This is a genomic window from Lysinibacillus sp. A4, from assembly GCF_024919535.1.
In the GTDB taxonomy this organism is placed as follows: domain Bacteria; phylum Bacillota; class Bacilli; order Bacillales_A; family Planococcaceae; genus Lysinibacillus; species Lysinibacillus capsici.
Genome location: NZ_JANWTB010000012.1, coordinates 90,737 through 107,330, shown reverse-complemented (window position 1 = coordinate 107,330; position 16,594 = coordinate 90,737). Strand labels below are relative to the sequence as shown.

16 protein-coding genes and 1 pseudogene are annotated in these 16,594 nt (G+C 36.2%); 12 read left to right on the top strand and 5 right to left on the bottom strand.

Annotated elements, in window-relative coordinates:
* Positions 1–76: 76 nt before the first annotated feature.
* Entirely contained in the window at positions 77–631 is a 555-nt protein-coding gene (locus NY607_RS20465; protein WP_004228177.1) for an ECF transporter S component, read from the bottom strand.
* Between the two features lie 178 nt (positions 632–809).
* On the opposite strand from NY607_RS20465, the gene NY607_RS20460 reads away from it, so the two are divergent.
* The 5 genes from NY607_RS20460 to NY607_RS20440 all read left to right on the top strand — a co-directional run bounded on the left by NY607_RS20460 (position 810) and on the right by NY607_RS20440 (position 6,548).
* Positions 810–1,658 carry a pyridoxamine kinase gene (locus NY607_RS20460; protein ID WP_259420284.1) on the top strand — a complete coding sequence of 283 codons (849 nt, stop codon included), beginning with the start codon at positions 810–812 and terminating at the stop codon, positions 1,656–1,658.
* A gap of 301 nt (positions 1,659–1,959) precedes the next feature.
* Entirely contained in the window at positions 1,960–2,376 is a 417-nt protein-coding gene (locus tag NY607_RS20455; RefSeq protein ID WP_259420283.1) for an SRA domain-containing endonuclease, read from the top strand.
* A 27-nt stretch (positions 2,377–2,403) separates the two neighbouring features.
* A complete protein-coding gene (locus tag NY607_RS24275) occupies positions 2,404–4,320 on the top strand; it encodes an McrB family protein (protein ID WP_281115498.1) in 1,917 nt (638 codons plus the stop codon).
* Positions 4,304–5,590 (top strand): McrC family protein, encoded by a 1,287-nt coding sequence (locus NY607_RS20445; RefSeq protein ID WP_259420282.1) that lies wholly within the window; start codon positions 4,304–4,306, stop codon positions 5,588–5,590. The genes NY607_RS24275 and NY607_RS20445 overlap by 17 nt, the downstream gene beginning before the upstream one ends.
* Positions 5,591–5,627: 37 nt before the next feature.
* Positions 5,628–6,548, top strand: a complete 921-nt coding sequence (locus NY607_RS20440; RefSeq protein ID WP_259420281.1) for a DMT family transporter — start codon at positions 5,628–5,630, stop codon at positions 6,546–6,548.
* A gap of 76 nt (positions 6,549–6,624) precedes the next feature.
* On the opposite strand, the gene NY607_RS20435 is transcribed toward NY607_RS20440, so the two are convergent.
* Entirely contained in the window at positions 6,625–7,203 is a 579-nt protein-coding gene (locus tag NY607_RS20435; protein ID WP_131521189.1) for a DinB family protein, read from the bottom strand.
* Between the two features lie 108 nt (positions 7,204–7,311).
* Between NY607_RS20435 and NY607_RS20430 the strand changes: the two genes are divergently transcribed.
* Positions 7,312–7,809 (top strand): GNAT family N-acetyltransferase, encoded by a 498-nt coding sequence (locus NY607_RS20430; RefSeq protein WP_131521190.1) that lies wholly within the window; start codon positions 7,312–7,314, stop codon positions 7,807–7,809.
* A 415-nt stretch (positions 7,810–8,224) separates the two neighbouring features.
* Here NY607_RS20430 and NY607_RS20425 read toward each other — a convergent pair whose 3' ends face one another.
* A complete protein-coding gene (locus NY607_RS20425) occupies positions 8,225–8,383 on the bottom strand; it encodes a YvrJ family protein (protein ID WP_131521192.1) in 159 nt (52 codons plus the stop codon).
* Between the two features lie 174 nt (positions 8,384–8,557).
* On the opposite strand from NY607_RS20425, the gene NY607_RS20420 reads away from it, so the two are divergent.
* A complete protein-coding gene (locus NY607_RS20420) occupies positions 8,558–9,109 on the top strand; it encodes a sigma-70 family RNA polymerase sigma factor (RefSeq protein WP_131521193.1) in 552 nt (183 codons plus the stop codon).
* A gap of 3 nt (positions 9,110–9,112) precedes the next feature.
* Positions 9,113–9,304 carry a hypothetical protein gene (locus NY607_RS20415; protein ID WP_131521194.1) on the top strand — a complete coding sequence of 64 codons (192 nt, stop codon included), beginning with the start codon at positions 9,113–9,115 and terminating at the stop codon, positions 9,302–9,304.
* A gap of 50 nt (positions 9,305–9,354) precedes the next feature.
* Here the strand turns inward: NY607_RS20415 and NY607_RS20410 are convergent, their stop codons facing one another.
* The gene (locus tag NY607_RS20410) at positions 9,355–10,254 is read right to left on the bottom strand and encodes a 3-hydroxyacyl-CoA dehydrogenase (RefSeq protein WP_054549488.1); all 900 of its coding nucleotides are present in this window, start codon (positions 10,252–10,254) and stop codon (positions 9,355–9,357) included.
* A 434-nt stretch (positions 10,255–10,688) separates the two neighbouring features.
* On the opposite strand from NY607_RS20410, the gene NY607_RS20405 reads away from it, so the two are divergent.
* A complete protein-coding gene (locus NY607_RS20405) occupies positions 10,689–11,750 on the top strand; it encodes an S-layer homology domain-containing protein (protein WP_259420280.1) in 1,062 nt (353 codons plus the stop codon).
* Between the two features lie 133 nt (positions 11,751–11,883).
* Here NY607_RS20405 and NY607_RS20400 read toward each other — a convergent pair whose 3' ends face one another.
* Entirely contained in the window at positions 11,884–12,486 is a 603-nt protein-coding gene (locus tag NY607_RS20400; RefSeq protein ID WP_259420279.1) for a ZIP family metal transporter, read from the bottom strand.
* Between the two features lie 199 nt (positions 12,487–12,685).
* Between NY607_RS20400 and NY607_RS20395 the strand changes: the two are divergent.
* From NY607_RS20395 to NY607_RS20385, 3 genes and pseudogenes are all read left to right on the top strand, one after another.
* Positions 12,686–12,928 (top strand): annotated as a pseudogene (locus NY607_RS20395) (alcohol dehydrogenase catalytic domain-containing protein); the annotation flags it as partial.
* Between the two features lie 222 nt (positions 12,929–13,150).
* Positions 13,151–14,839, top strand: coding sequence for an FAD-dependent oxidoreductase (locus tag NY607_RS20390; protein ID WP_259420278.1), 1,689 nt, complete (start codon positions 13,151–13,153; stop codon positions 14,837–14,839).
* Between the two features lie 133 nt (positions 14,840–14,972).
* Positions 14,973–16,586 carry a GNAT family N-acetyltransferase gene (locus NY607_RS20385; protein WP_237898590.1) on the top strand — a complete coding sequence of 538 codons (1,614 nt, stop codon included), beginning with the start codon at positions 14,973–14,975 and terminating at the stop codon, positions 16,584–16,586.
* Positions 16,587–16,594: the final 8 nt, after the last annotated feature.

Genomic DNA, 16,594 nt, shown 5'->3' with positions numbered 1-16,594 from the left:
TGAAATTCGTTGTTTTTGTATATCACTCCATAAAAAACACCATCTTTACTGTTCAACAGCAAGATGGTGTTTTTCATTAAAAATTATTTTTGAAGTATGGCGTTTTTTTCAGTACAACACATACTGGGATGGCGATAACTAAGCCTACGATGTTTTGAATGACGTCCCCAGGAATGGATGCCAGCGGGGCAATCCAGCTGTTGAACATAATGGCTTGCCCAACATAGTAAACAGCAATCATCACAGGCATTGATACTACTGCTCCTAAAATATTCAGCCCAAGATTATCACCTTTATGTCCTTTTGACCAAGCAATTTTACCGACAATGAAGCCTTGTAATGCGCGTGAAATAATGGTTGTGGGTGCCCAAATTAACCAGCCACCTACGATATCGAATAAACCCATTCCAATAGCTCCAGCAAGTGCTCCTTTTTTAGGCCCGAATAAAATAGCGGAGATAAACAGCATAGATGTTCCTAAGTGGATAAGGCCCCCTTGCCCAATCGGTAGCTTCAGATTGATAAACATCGTAGCAACAAAAACAAGTGCTGCTAAAATCGCTGTAATGACTAAATCAAATGTTTTTGTGCGTGATTTTGTATAGGATGTTGGCCTTTGTATATTTTGCATTTGTCTCTTCCTCACTATGATGAATATTTTGATGATTTTTACTTTAACAAAGGACTGACTATTGTAAAAGTGTCAATTTTATAAAAAAGTTAAGGGTCAGTTTGAGGTTATTTTCGCATCTTTCGAATTGTGATACGATGGGGAGAGTAAAAGCAGGATGAGTTAGGTGGAATGTATGATGAAAAAAGTTGCTGTAATTCAAGATATGTCGTCCTTTGGAAAGTGCTCATTGACGGCTGCGATGCCTGTACTCTCTGTGATGGGTGTGCAAGCAGTCCCATTACCAACAGCTATTTTAACGGCACAAACAGGATATTCAAGCTTTTATTGTGAAGATTTAACGTCAAAGATGGACTCTTTTATAGATGAGTGGAGTAAGCTTGGAGCTACCTTTGAAGGGATTCATACAGGCTTTGTTACAGGTAAGGAGCAAATCGATAATATATTTCGCTTTTTAGACGTGTTTCACTCAAATAAGACGACGTTGCTTGTCGATCCAGTAATGGGTGATCATGGTGAGGTCTATAAAATGTTTACTGGTGAATTGCTTGATCGTATGAAAGCGTTAGTAAAGTGTGCTGATATTATTACGCCAAATGTCACGGAATGTTGCTTGCTTACAGGTTTATCCTATGAAAGGCTACTGAGCTATCCAAATGATACTGATTATATTCATGCCCTTAAAGAGGCAGGTCAGCAGTTACAGCAAGCAACTGGAGCAAACGTCATTATTACGGGTTTGAATCCACCAGTAGGTGATACGGACAAGCGTTATGTTGGGAATATGTTTGTCGATTCTGAGCGGTCTTTTCATAGTATCCGCAACTATAATGGTGAGAGCTATTCAGGCACGGGCGACCTCTTCGCATCCATCATAATGGGTGGCATGATGCGCGGACAAGATTTAATGGCGTCAATGACACTAGCAGAAACATTTTTAGCTGCTGCAATTGAAGCTACTTCGAAGGAGCAAGTACCTCGTGAGGCAGGCGTGCATTTTGAAAAGTTTTTACGTATGCTACTTTAGAAGATGCAATTAACTTGGAATATTCTCTGTATCAATTTGATTTTTTATGAATTGATCCGTAAAAAATTTTAAGTGTTGATAATCATGAAAAAATTAAATAGAAAGGCGTGAAGGCTATTATTGCTTACACGTCTTTTTTCTTTAAAGGGAATTTTCAGCAAATAATTCTGTTAAAAGACTTGAATAAATTAGTGAAAAATAACTGGAAATTATGTTTGATTTCATTAACAATTAGTAAAATTAGAACAAATTTATGGTACTATAATGGAAATAAAATAATGAGTGTAGGGAGTGTAATTTATTGAAGGAAATAAAAGATTTACAAATAAATACGATAATTGATAACCATCAACTTTGTGAAATTTTTAAATGTTCTCCACAGGGTGGCATGAGAAGATCACACCGAACAAATACCTTAGTGTTAATATCAGATCGAACAAAATTATATGATGACAGGACTGTAAATGAAATTTATCACTATACTGGCATGGGACAAAAGGGCAATCAGCATTTAAAGTCACAAAATAAGACATTAGCTGAATCCAAATCAAATGGTATAACAGTTCATTATTTTGAAGTTATGACAAAGGGGAAATATACATATCGAGGTGAGGTAGTTCTCGCTGCCGATCCGTACACTGATCTTCAGAAAGATGTTGATGGACGAATGCGTAATGTTTGGGTATTTCCTTTGAAAAAGGCTGATAATTTACTTTAATAGAACCAGATCGAGAGAGGGTTTTTTATGAAAAAGGTAGAGGCTATTTGGTTAGCAGGAGCAATATTAACATATGAAAAATTTATCGAAAAAGAGAATGTTAAAAGTGAAGATTTGTATTTTAAGCAGAGTGAAATTGTTAAAAAAGCGGAGGAATTAAACAAAGATATAATTCCTCCTGCATTGGCATCATCTCACTGTGTAGCAAATGCTACTGGTTCTATTTATAACTATCTAGTGGCAGGAGATTTTAATGATTCGATTAAGCGAAGACTATCTTATTACGGAGAATTTAATAACCAAAAAGAACGCCCTGCATTAAATAGAGAAATAACCGTAACGACCATAATGGGTCAGAAAAAAATTGCTGAATTATATGATTTCATTGAAGGAAAGTTTACTCATTTCATTTTAACAAACCTAATAATTGAGGAGGATTCCCCAAAAATGAGTCAATGCAATATCAATACCATCCTGTACGGTCCACCAGGAACAGGGAAAACTTATAATACGGTGAACTACGCGGTTAGTATTATTGAGAATAAAGAATTTATGGCGATTTGCGCAGAAGCGTATCAAGATGTTTTTGAACGTTATCTTACGTATAAAAAGCAAGGTCAGATTCGATTTGTTACTTTTCATCAATCATATGGATATGAAGAGTTTATCGAGGGAATTAAGCCTGTTTTAAACGATGAAGCAGAAGAGAGCATTCAATATAAAATTGAATCAGGCGTGTTTAAAGAATTTTGTGAGCAAGCGCAGCAATTAAAATTAACTGCTCATGATCAGGTGATGGAAGGAAATAAAAAAGTTTGGAAGATTTCTTTAGGAGGCAGTGGCAAGAATTGGCTGAAAGAAGAATGCTTTAAGGACAATCAAATTCGTATAGGCTGGGATGAGGAAGGTACTGATTTTATTGAGGATGGGGAATATCCTTCAGATACCTTGTACTATTTCTATGAGGGAATGAGTGTTGGCGATATCGTCTTTTCTTTAGGAGATCAAAAGCATATTGATGCAATTGGCATTATTACAGGAGAGCCTGAATGGTTAGAGGCAGAGGAAGATTTTAAAAGAAGTCGTGAAGTAGAGTGGATTGCCACGGATATCTATGAAAATATTTATGAGCTAAATGGCAAAACGAACTTAGTTCAGCAAACCATTTATGAGCTTTGGCGACTATCAATCAATGATGTGAATAATTTAATTTTAAAATACTCGCAAAATGATCAAATCGATGTGGAAGAAAATACTAATAACTATGTCTTTATTATCGATGAAATTAATCGAGGCAATATATCGAAGATTTTTGGTGAACTTATTACATTAATTGAACCGACAAAACGAATTGGAGCACTAGAAGAAATGCATGTGAAGCTTCCATATTCTAAAAAGGATTTTGGTGTCCCTCAAAATGTCTATTTGCTGGGAACGATGAATACAGCAGATCGTTCCATTGCACTGATGGATACAGCACTTAGAAGACGCTTTGACTTTATTGAAATGCTGCCAAATTTGAATGCAGTAGCTGATATAAAAGTTGGGCATATTCATATTCAACGTCTAATGGAAGTTATGAACGCTCGTATTGAAGCACTGTATGATCGTGAACATACTATTGGTCATGCCTATTTTATGAGCTTAAAAGAAGACAGTTCATTAGAAAATCTAGCTAATATTTTTAAGAATGCGATTATTCCACTTCTCCAAGAATATTTTTATGAAGATTATAGTAAGATTCAGTTAGTGTTAGGAGATCATTTAAAACCCCAGCAATATCGATTTATTTTGGATGAGAAATTAAGTGTAAAAGGATTATTTGGTCGAGCCATTGATATAGACCTCCCAGAAACGAAATTCCATCTTCAAGCAAGTGCATTCGAGGAACCATTAAGCTATATCGGCATATATGGAAGGGTCGAGAATGAAGAAGTTAATTGAAATAAAGGAATACGATATCCTGACATGCAATAAAGCTTTTAAAGATGAGTATGTTTACTTAGACAATGATTCTTTCGAGCAGCTTGAAAATATGATTTTGGACTGTAATGATATGGAAGATGTGGATGCATACGATTTTTTCTCTGTTTCCACAAAGCGGCATGTTGGTAAGGTCATTCGTGCAAAAAATTATGTTGGTATTGTGCAATTGAAAAATGGTACACAAATTCAAATTTTGCCAAAAATATATGGAAAAACAGCCATTGACCCTAAAAAAACATTTTTGAAAATGCTTAAGTCGTTACAAGAATTTCCTAGCAAAACCTTTAATGAGACTAGTCTTCGTACAGATCATATGACGTTATTGGAAATTTTCAGTCGATTGTACATTGAAGAAGTACAAAAATTGATTAAAAAAGGACTTAAATCATCGTATTATGCGATGGAGGATAACTTAAATGTATACAAAGGAAAAATGGTATTCTCACAGCAATTAAAATATAACCTTGTTCATCGACAACGTTTCTATACACGCTATGATGAGTTTGGAATGAATCGAGCGGAAAATCGGCTAATCAAGGCTACATTGCTTTATTTGTTGAAACAATCTACTAGCAATGACAATATAAATGAAATTCGTAAGCAACTCATACACTTTGAACTCATTGAGCAATCAAAAAACTACAGTAAGGATTTTTCCCAGGTAAAGATTGATCGTAACTCAAAAGATTATGAAACGATTATGCAATGGTCTAAAATTTTTTTAAATAATGAAAGCTTTACAACTTTTTCAGGACATTCATTAGCTAAAGCCTTATTATTTCCAATGGAAAAAGTTTTTGAGTCTTATATTGGCTTTCATCTGAAAAAGCTACTAAGTGATACAGCGTGGCAGGTACAATTACAGGATAAAGGCTATCATTTATTTCAAGGGAAATTTGCATTACGACCAGATATTGTATTAACAAATGGCACTGGCAACATTATTTTAGATACAAAATGGAAAATGCTAAGTAACACGCCACACAATAACTATGGCATTTCACAGGCAGATATGTATCAAATGTATGCGTATGCTAAAAAATATCACGCTAAAGAAATATGGCTCCTTTATCCATTGAATACGGAAGTTGAACAAATGAAAGAAATTTATTTTAACACAAATGAAGGGGATCAAAGTGCCGAAGTGAGGGTGTTTTTTGTCGACTGTCATCATGTAGAGAACAGTTTGGAGAAATTAGTAAAGAAGTTTACTCTAGCAACGCAATAGTAAACATAAGAGTAGATATGCTATCAGGGGGGAATCTATGGGAGCTAGAGTTGAGAATAAACGTCATCTATATGCAATAGGGGTAATAAGTTTACTAGTGTCAGCCATTTTAACGTCTATTAGCCAAGTGTATTACTCGAACCGTGTACAAGCAGTGCATCCATTTCTCTTCACCGGTATTAGTTTTTTTCTTACGACTGTCTTCTTTCAATTAATCACAAGTAAGCAAAAGATAGAGCCCTGCTGGAAAGAGGCACGATCATCTTTATGGAAGTTAAACGGTGCTTCCATATTAGCCTTTATGGGGTTTTACTTTGCATTAAAATATATTGAGCCAGCGATAGTGAGCTCTCTTGAAATGGGACTAGGCCCATTGTTTGCATTGCTACTTGCGATACAGCAGAAAAAACGAGTGATAAATGCACAGTGGGGTCTTGCAATTGGCATATTTGCAGCTAGTTTATTACTGATTGGTGCTATTTTTACAGGGAAATCGGCTGTACAAACATGGGACCAATCAAGTATTTTAGGAGTCGGGGCAAGCATATTGTGTGGACTTGGTGCAGTATTATGTACAGTCTATTCTAAGCAGCTCAGTCAATTAGGATGGACAAGCTCGATGATTTTATCAAAAAGATTTTATGGTATCATTTTGCTTTCATTTATCGCTACATATGATGTCATGTTTACTTATTTGCTTGAAAACATTGGTTGGATTTTATTGATGACAGTCATCGGTGTGTTAATACCAATGTATTTATTACAGAAGGGTATTCAATATTGTGAAGTATTTCTAGTCATGATGTCATTGTGCTTTATTCCTGTATTCACCTTCTTTTTTCAGCTATTCGATACAAGGCTACAATGGTCAAATATTACATTAATAGGTGTCTTATTACTGTTATTGTTTGGAATTTTAAGTGTAGTTCTAGAACAAAGAGATCGTAGCGTTTCTTAATAAAATTTTTCCATGACAAAGTTGCTATACTGAAAAATCCAGAGCCAGTTTTGATGGGCATAAAATCAAAATGGCTCTATTTGATTTCTTTAATTGTACCTTTCAAATTCTTTTCTCCTAAAAGCCCTTCCATCCTATTAAAGTGATGCCTCTCATGAATAGCCAACAATTGAATAGCTTGAATGAGATTAGGATAATGCGCAATGGGATCAGGAAAAACAATGTGCCCTGCAACATCCTCGTCTATATTTTGTACTAACTTTTGCAAAGCAAGTGTCTCGTTGATAAGTAATTGGTCGATATCATAACTGTTTAATACAAAGCGTATTTTCTTAGGTGGAACTAAAATACCTGGTGCTCGCATTCCTTGTCCTTTTTTGGATTGATATTCTTCATAAATATCATGTATTTCAGTAGAGAATGGCTTGTTTCTTCGCATTTTAGCGATAGGCGTGAGGAATAAAGAATATTTGGTTGCTGTGTGGAGCATTTTGAGAATCAAATAAAGGTGATAAAAGTGTTCACCAATGGACCATTTTCCCTCGCGTGTTACTTGCCATAGTTCTTCCTGTGAAAGTGAATGAAAAGCTGGTAGATAGTGTGCTCGTTGTGCCTGTAACGTAAGAAAATGTTTTGACATATTAGTAGATTTCATAGATTTTTAGCTCCTTTATTTCCATTTTAAGGATTACTGCTGGAAAAGTACATCAAATGCCAATCGTTATGGCCGATAAAGAGGAAAAGTATGATAGGAGGAAAAGGCATGGAAATTAGACAATTAACAGCTGCAGATGCTGAGGTATATAGAGATTTAAGATTAGAGGGATTGCAAACAAATCCAGAAGCTTTTGGCGCTAGCTTCGAGGAAGAAAAGGATTTGTCACTTGAGTCGTTTGCAAGTAGGCTCGAAGGACAGGGAACATTTACATTTGGGGCATTTGACCAGGAGGATTTACTCGGTGTGGCGACATTGGTGCACGCAAATAAAATGAAGCTAAAGCATAAAGCGAGTATTTTTGCCGTTTATGTTTCTTCAAAAAAACGGGGATTGGGCATAGGAAAACAACTAATGGTAGAGATCATCAATCAAGCAAAAACACTCGTAGACGTCGAGCAAATTAATTTAACAGTTGTTTCTTCCAATGAATCAGCAAAAGGATTATACACATCGTTAGGTTTTCACGTTTTTGGAACAGAACGAAACGCCTTAAAAATAGGGCAGCAATATTTTGATGAGGATTATATGGTGCTGTATTTCTAAAAATGCTAAAAAGCCTTTGAAGTTCCATCTTCAAAGGCTTCAATTTATTAGGATGAGTAGCAATGGAACAATGGAATTAAAGCAAGGAATAAAAGAATCCCCGTAATAAAAAGAATAAGTAAAGAGCTAACAATGCCCACTTTTTTTATAAGTAACCATAGACTTAGCAAGATAGTAAGGACCGATAATGGGAGTGCCAGCCAAAATCCAAGATTCCCCAAGTATTCAATCATAATGGGGAATGAATGGTGAAAGTAATTGTAGGGAATATCTAGCATGAGTAAAATGGTCAATATAAGCTCCATAAAATCCCCCCATCTACATAATTGTTCTTACATATATGGTATGCAGAGGCATCTTTAAGTCACACGGCAGCATCCTTTAAAAAGGATGCTGCCGTAAATTTTTTGTAGACCTATGAATTTTCCCTTTTATCTAACAACTTCAAGATGATCGCTTCCAAATTTTCTATTTTCTTTTCAAAACGCATAAAGAGATAGATGGTAATGGCAATAGGGAAACCTGAATTGCCTATTAGGTGAACCCACATTTGTATAGTTTCAACTGGTATCATAACATCTTCCCCCCTCATTATTATGATGCTTACAGTTATTAAAAGTGAACGTACGATTAATAAAATCAATATGAATGAATAAGTAAGGGAACATTTGTTCTGTTTTTTGGTTTATAATAGATATATGATATTCACTTTAATGAACAAGAAGGCCAATATATAGGAGTGATGCGAATGTGTAATGAGTACAAAATAATAGAAGAGTTTTTTTACAGAAATAGAGAACAGGTTAAAAATCCAATTATCAGAAGTTTTTTGGCAGATGCACAAAATCTTTATTTGGTACAACATGCAATCTTATATCCCAATGATTGTAATTTGAAAATGGTTGATGAAACATTTCAAGCTCATTATCAAAGGGTACAGAAAATAAAGTATATCAGCAATTTAATTTATTTCTTTAGCCTGGATTTCGATAAAAAAAAGAGAAGATTGCAAAATCGCTTTTTATTAGTCGCAGATAGTGGCCTAATGGACGACGGTATAAGAGACGAAGATAGCGGAGAAGAAGGATTATTAGAAAAAATTGAAAATGAACAGCTCTTTAAAGGCTTACAAAAATTAACAGACAAGCAACTTCAAATTTTAGAAATGATTTATGTCAAAGACTATTCTATAAAAGTAATCGCTGAGACATTTCAAACAACACCACAGAACATATCCAATCTTCATCGAAAGGCTTTAAAGAAGCTTCATCATCAAAATATTAGAAAGGAGGAGATTTAGTCAATGCAGGACAATATGAATGAGGAGATGCTAATAATTATTGAAAATTTTACGCCAAAAATTAAGCAGTGTCTTCATCAAACAAGTTACCAGGATAGAGAAGACTTAGAGCAGGAGATTAAGCTGAAAATTATTGAAAAGCTGACAACGAAGGAATTTGAAAACACACCTAGTTTTTGGAATTTTTTTGTATGATAAAAAAAGAGCAATGCCCTTTTAAGAAGGACAATTGCTCTTTTTAATCATTAACCCTTTAAGAAATCTGGTTTCGCAAAGCTTGGATTTGGATATGTGTAGAAGCCTTCACCTGTTGCGCGGCCCAATTTGCCTTTTTCGATGTACTCTGTTTTTAAGAGGTTAGCTAATTTTTTCATGTTTTCATCACCAGTGGCAGTTGCTTTTGCTTCTACAATGTTATAGGCAGTGTTAATGCCAACGATGTCTAGAATAGCAAATGGTCCTAGTGGAGCGCCTGTACCAATCATCCATGTTTTATCGATTGTTTCTGGATCGGCCACTTCTTTTACAAGTAAAGATTCAGCTGCATCTAAAAACGGAACGAGTAATGAGTTTAAAATATAGCCAGGTTGCTCTTTATGCAATGGTAGTGGTACCATGCCAATGGCGCGTGCAAATTCAATCACTTCATCAAATACTTTCATATCTGTACCAGGGTGTTTCATAATTTCCGCAGTATTGTTTTTCCAAATTGTATTAGCAAAGTGAAGAGCTAAAAATTTATCAGGACGGCCAGTTGCTTCAGCAAATTGGCTTGGTAATAAAGTAGACGAGTTTGTTGCAAAAATTGTTTTTGCTGGTGCTACTTTTCCAAGATTCGTGTAAAATTCTGTTTTGATGCTCACAACTTCAGGGATTGCTTCTATAACAAGATCAGCATTGGCAACGGCTTGCGCCAAGTCACTATTAAATGTAAGACGTGCATAGGCTGCATCCACTTCTTCTTGTGTAGCACCTAAATCTTGTTGATAGAATGGTTTTAATTTTGTAATACGATCCTGTGCATTTTTTAACGCCTCATCGTTAATGTCATACACTGTTACATTAAAACCTTTGAAAGCAGATTGATAAGCAATTTGACTCCCTAATACACCGCTACCTGCAACTGTAATGTTTTGATAATTCATCGAAATTCCTCCTTTGAAATTGTTACATTAATATAATAGTGTGGATATGTAGATAATCCTTCATTACAATTCCATACTACTTCTACCTACGAATAAAAATCAAATGAAAGCCTCTAATATTATATAAATATAAAGTTATCTGAAAGAAGTTTCTTTCCAAGTATGTACCCACTGTTAAAGAAATATAACAAAGAACAGCCTTTAAGCTGCCCTTATTTAAGAGATATAGCTAATTACATATGTAATTGTTGTAGATAGCATTATGTAATTTGTTCTTCTGTTAAACTAGTTTCAAACTCAAAAGTAAAAATAGGAAAATTATAATGTGTTAATAATAGGACTTTTATATAATTATTGTATAATTCCCATATTTTTATAGATTTATAAACTGTTGTTTTAGTACACTGAATCTATGAATCGAAGGGGGAAAAACAGTGAAGAAAATAATGTTAGCTGGTGCACTGAGTATTGCATGTTTTACAGGAGGGTTTGGTGGACAGGCGTATGCACAGGATGTAGTGAATGTGGCAAATATAATTCATCCAAAACAGAATGTGGTAGCCACTAATCAGTTACAAGCCATGCCCTATCAAGATATTTATAAAATGCTTTTGTTATCTAAAATAGGCTTTGAAAATAACGAAGTGTCGATTGTTACAACAAAAAATAGTATTACAGTCAAAATTTCATTAGAGGCGATTCTTCAATCGTACAAAGATGGTACAAACCTCTATCCAGAGGGAGAAAAAGAGTTTAAGGAAAACTATGAAGAACTGAAGAAGTTATTTGGTCAGGCGATTCAAATAAAAATTACACAAACTAGTAATGGCTATAAAAGTGAAGTATATACTGCTGGCAAATGGGAAGCAGTTAGTGCAGAGGATTTAAATGATATGGTACAGGTATTTGCTCGTGCCGACGTTGAGTTAAAATCAGGTGGATATTTCAAGGATGCTATTGGTCATTGGGCTGAAAGCTATATTCAGTTACTGTATCAAACAGATATCATTAATGGAACAACGGCTACTACGTTTAATCCAAATGGACAAGTGACGCGTGGAGAACTGGCGGCTATTATTTTCCGTGCATCTGGCTTAAATGTGAATGATGATTATGAGGGCCCTGCTTCTTATACGGATCTTAATGGTTTCTGGGGTGCTAAGGAAGTAGCGATTCTTGAAGAGTATGGCTTAATCGACATTTTCAATGGTGAAAAATTCGAGCCGAAAAAGCCCGTTACACGAGAGGAAATGGCCTATATTACTGCTAGATATTTAGAAGGTATGGAAGTGGATGTTGCGCAAGTAAGCAAAAACAATTCATTCACAGATAAAAATCAAATGCGTCAAGAAACAGTAGATGCTATTGGTCTATTGCAACATCTAGGTATTTTAAATGGTTCGAATGGTAAGTTTAACCCAAAAGGTAATCTTACTCGGGCAGAGGTTTCTAAAATTTTAACGCTTACTTTAATGCTAGTTAGTGAAGAAGAATAAAAGAGGAAAGGGATGTCTCTTGTGCGGAGACATCCCTTTGTTATTCAACAAGTATATGGAAAATATAGCTTAGGAAATAGCCTAGAAATAGATACATAAAGAATGCTTTAAATGAGACTTTTTGTAGCTGATGCTAAATGAATTCAGAAATACTAGCTGTAGCAATCAATCCTATCGAAATGCCCATTAAGATCCCTTGTGCTTTTTCAGGTAAGGCCCAATACTGACCAAACCAGATGAAAATACTAAAGAAAATGGAGAAGATGAAGAAATAAATGAAAAGTCTCCAAAGCCTTTCACCTTGAGAGATGAGTGCAGTAGATAGAGCAAATCCCTCTGGAACATGGTGAAGAATAATGGAGGCTGTGAGAGAAATACTTAATGCAGCATTTCCAAGTAAATTTCCGACAGTGAGACTAATAGGGATTGTATGGATAATCATAGCAAGTGTTAATAGAGAGACAGAGGGATTTTGTGCATGAGAAGCATGAAATAAGGTATCTAGTAGTTGAAAGATAAAATACCCAATAAAAATACCTAATATAATCCCAAATGATTGATAGATTTGAAAGGAAGAAGGAATGATATCTAGCACAAGTAAGCCTACTAAAAAACCTCCGCACAATAATGATAATCCCTGTGTCGTATGCTGAAATAGCTTAGAGAAAATCCAGGCAATCGCGCCCCCAATGCTCACACTGAAAAATAGAAAACCACCAAGTATCATTGCACTCACCTGTAAAATTCCTCCGCCCTATCATCAACTTAATGTCTTTTCAAACTATATGCTAAGTAGAAATGAATATGCTTGACATTGATTTGCCTGTATAAAAACGATAATGACAAAGATGTGCATACTGCAGGTTAGCGAAGCAAAGAATAGAGTTGAAAATCTAATGCTTGTTGTGATGGTACTATGCTAAGGGAGTGTTGTCGTGAAGGCTGTAACCTATCAGGGAATTAAAGATATCCAAGTTAAAATGTATAGTAGAGAATCCAACTATAAAAAGAAGGACATATTATTGTGAAAATCACTTCTACTGCTATTCGTGGAACTGATTTGCATATTTACCAAGGCGCTATTCCTTCACTTAAGGATTATGTAATAGGTAGGAGCAGATGTGACAAAAGTGAAAAAGGGTGACCGTGTCATCTTGCCATTTAATGTATCGTGTGGAGGTTATAATAATGCCATCGACAGAAATCATTACACTTTATTGCCATTAGAAGAAGCAAGTAAAGCCTATGGTGATTCTAAAACCTTAAATCGAGTGAGCATGCTCCTTTTTTTGTGGAAAAATAGGGAATGGTTTAAATTGACTGAATATTGGTTTAATTCTATACTTTTTAATAGAAAGGACAGATTCATCGATTTAGCTCATATAGGGAGGAATGGTTGAATGAAATGGGATGCTAGTTATGATGTAGTAGTAGTAGGCTCTGGTGCAGCGGGATTGACAGCAGGTTTAACAGCAAAGTTACAAGGAATGAAATCATTAGTGATCGAAAAAACAGATCGCTATGGTGGTGCTTCTGCTATTTCAGGCGGTGCCTTATGGATTCCTAATAATCATATCATTAAAGGTGCAGGTGTCCCAGATACACATGAACTTGCACGCCAATATCTAGATTCAACAATCGGTGATCGTGTGCCAGAAGAGCTAAAGGAAGCCTATATTACGAGAGGGCCTGAAATGTTACGCTTTTTATACAATAAAACAAAGCATATGCGCTTCCAATATGCAAAAGGCTACTCGGATTATTATCCAGAAAAACCAGGTGGCTTGTCACAGGGACGCTCCATTGAACCACTTATTTTCGATTTAACAAAAATGGGCTCTTTAGCAAATTCTATGCGTCGTGCAACTCTATCAACAAAAGGCTTCACGATGAATAGCTACGAGTTTCATAAGGTGAATATGATTACCCGGACGCTAAAAGGTAAAACTACTGCACTGAAATTAGGGGCGCGTTTAGTCAAGTCAAAGGTGACTAAGAGCGATCCGGTAGCATTAGGAGAAGCTTTAATTGCACGTTTACGCCTCTCCCTTGCAGAAGCAAATGGTGAGCTTTGGCTATCAACGGCCTTTAAAGATTTCATTATGGGCAAAGGAAGAGTAATTGGAATTATTGTGGAACGAGATGGACAAGAGCTTAGAATTGAGGCGAAGAAAGGTGTTGTTCTGTCATCAGGTGGCTTCTCACATAATCAGACACTTCGTGAAAAGTATTTACCAAGTCCTACGAATGCTGCATGGACTTCTTCTCCAGAAGGTCAAACAGGTGACATCCTTGAACCTGGCGTAAAAATTGGTGCAACGTTGGATTTAATGGATAAAGTATGGGGAGCACCTTCTGTTATTGATCCACAAGGACATCCATTCTTCCTAGTGGCAGATCGTGGCGTGCCCAATATGATTGTAGTGGATAGTGCAGGGCAACGTTTTGTCAATGAAGCGGCTCCATATCATGAATTCGTGGATACGATGTATAAGCATCAAGAGGTCACAAAGCAGGCGATTCCTTCCTGGATATTAATTGATGCCTCAGCTAAAAGCCGTTATATTTTTACAGGATTGTTCCCAGGACAGGCATTCCCGAAAAGTTGGTTTGAGCATGGAGTCGCAAAAAGTGCTGAAACGATTGAAGAGCTTGCTAGACAAATGGATGTGCCAGTGAAGAGCCTAGTAGCGACGGTGAATCGTTTTAACGACTTTGTGCGGAACGGACATGATGATGATTTTTATCGAGGAGATAGTGCCTACGATAATTACTACGGTGACCCGACACTACCAAATCCAAATTTAGCAGAAATCAAGAAAGCACCCTTCTATGCATTGCGTCTTTATCCTGGAGACATCGGCACAAAAGGTGGCCTCGTAGTGGACGAATATGCTCGGGTAATAAAGGAGAATGGCGAACCCATTGAGGGGTTGTATGCTTCTGGCAATTGTTCAGCGTCTATCATGGGGGAAACGTATCCTGGCCCAGGCGCAACCATTGGGCCTGGTATGACACTAAGCTTTGTGGCGACAGCACATATGGCCAATGCAGTGACAAAGGCAGAGGTATCACTTGTAAACGTGTAAATGAAACGAAGCCCTTCCTTTCTAATAAGGAGGGGTTTTTACGTTGGTGTAATGTTCTAATACTTTATTGCTAGGAATATAGTGGCTACTAAATGTATGGCGATGATCACGTGAAAAGGAGCGATTGAGTTCATTGCTAGCTTATAAACTCATAACGACTATCGAAGAGTTAGAGCCCTATCGGAGCACTTGGTCAGAGATTCTTGAAAAAGAGTATAATAATAACCCTTTTATTGAGTACGAATGGATTTCAACTTGGTGGACAACGCTCGGGATTCATGACAATGTCAAGATTTACATAGTGGAACATCAAGGTGTAGCAGTTGCCTTTTTTCCGTTAGTGCATACTGTACGATTTGGTACAATCCATTATTTTAGCTTTTTAGGACAAGGTTTTGCGACCTATATGGAAGTGATCGCTGACAAGGAGTGGTTAGAACCTTCTATTACGTTTCTTTTGAAGGAGTTTTCACGAAAATATAAGCGTTATTTAATCGTGTTACATGGATTATTAGAAAGTAAAAATACCTCTCAAGAATTAGAAAAGTTTGCGATCGAATATCAAATGCCTCATTCGATTTTTCGAACTGTCACATCTTATATTGATTTCCAAACCATTCCTATGGAAACATTTCTAAAGAGGCATCACAAGAAATTCAAAAGCCTTAAACGGCGTGAAAACAAACTAAAGTCACTTGGTCATGTCGTCTTTCGGGAAGTAAATCACAATCATCTACAAGACATGTTTACGTTATTCAAGAGAAGATGGCAAAAGAAAATTGATAAAAGTGGCTTTACCGAAAAGCAAACTCGTCTATTTTATGAGCGGCTAGCTAAATGCAACAGTAAGGAGCTTCGCGTAGAAGTTGATAGCTTACAATTTGAAGGACAGTGGATTGCTTTTACAATTGATCTATGCTGTAGAGAGCGCAATTTTTGTCAGGCAATGGGCCATGAGCCAGACTTTAATCTATTTGGTCCAGGTCGCCTCATTGAAAAAGAAAATATGCTAAAAGCACATCAAGCTGGCTATCGTTATTATGACTTAGGAAGTGGCTATGAGCCATATAAATTTGAATGGTATACACATATTGACTTTACTAGGAAATTTGTGATGAGTACAAAAGGAGTTAAAGAGCGTAGTATTCGTTTATGGATGGTCATACGTGATCGCCTAAAAGGGCTATTAACAAATAATCATCAGCTAGTAAAATTGAAGCGAGACCGATTAGGAGAACTGCGTTATTTTCTGAAGCATGCAAGCATAAAAGATTGGCTACGAGCTGTTACAAAAATGTTCCAACGAATGCTAGCTATTCATATTTTAGACGTTTATATTGCAGAGCAACAACAGAATAACAGAAATGTGAGATTTCAAGAATTATCAATGAAAGACATCATGACAACGAAGGATCGAGCGACAAATGTTACAGATTTCTATAAGGGCTATCGACTCTTTGCAGATAGCGATCATGTCATCTATAGACGACACGATCAAACGGTTACCGAAGAAACGGTTAACTATTCCTATAAGCTGTCAGACAATATGTCGTTTATAAAAGAATATGATAGCTTGCGACTAGAGGAGATCGTTGCAGATGTGCAGCGGGAAGGGAGAGCAGTCTGTACAATAGTCCCTTGGTATAAGAGATCCAGACGAAGAAAGCTCATGCAGGCAGGTTTCCATAAAGTAGCTAAAATTAATATAATAAAGATTTTCAAGTGGCAAAAAATATACGATATCTAAATAACAAC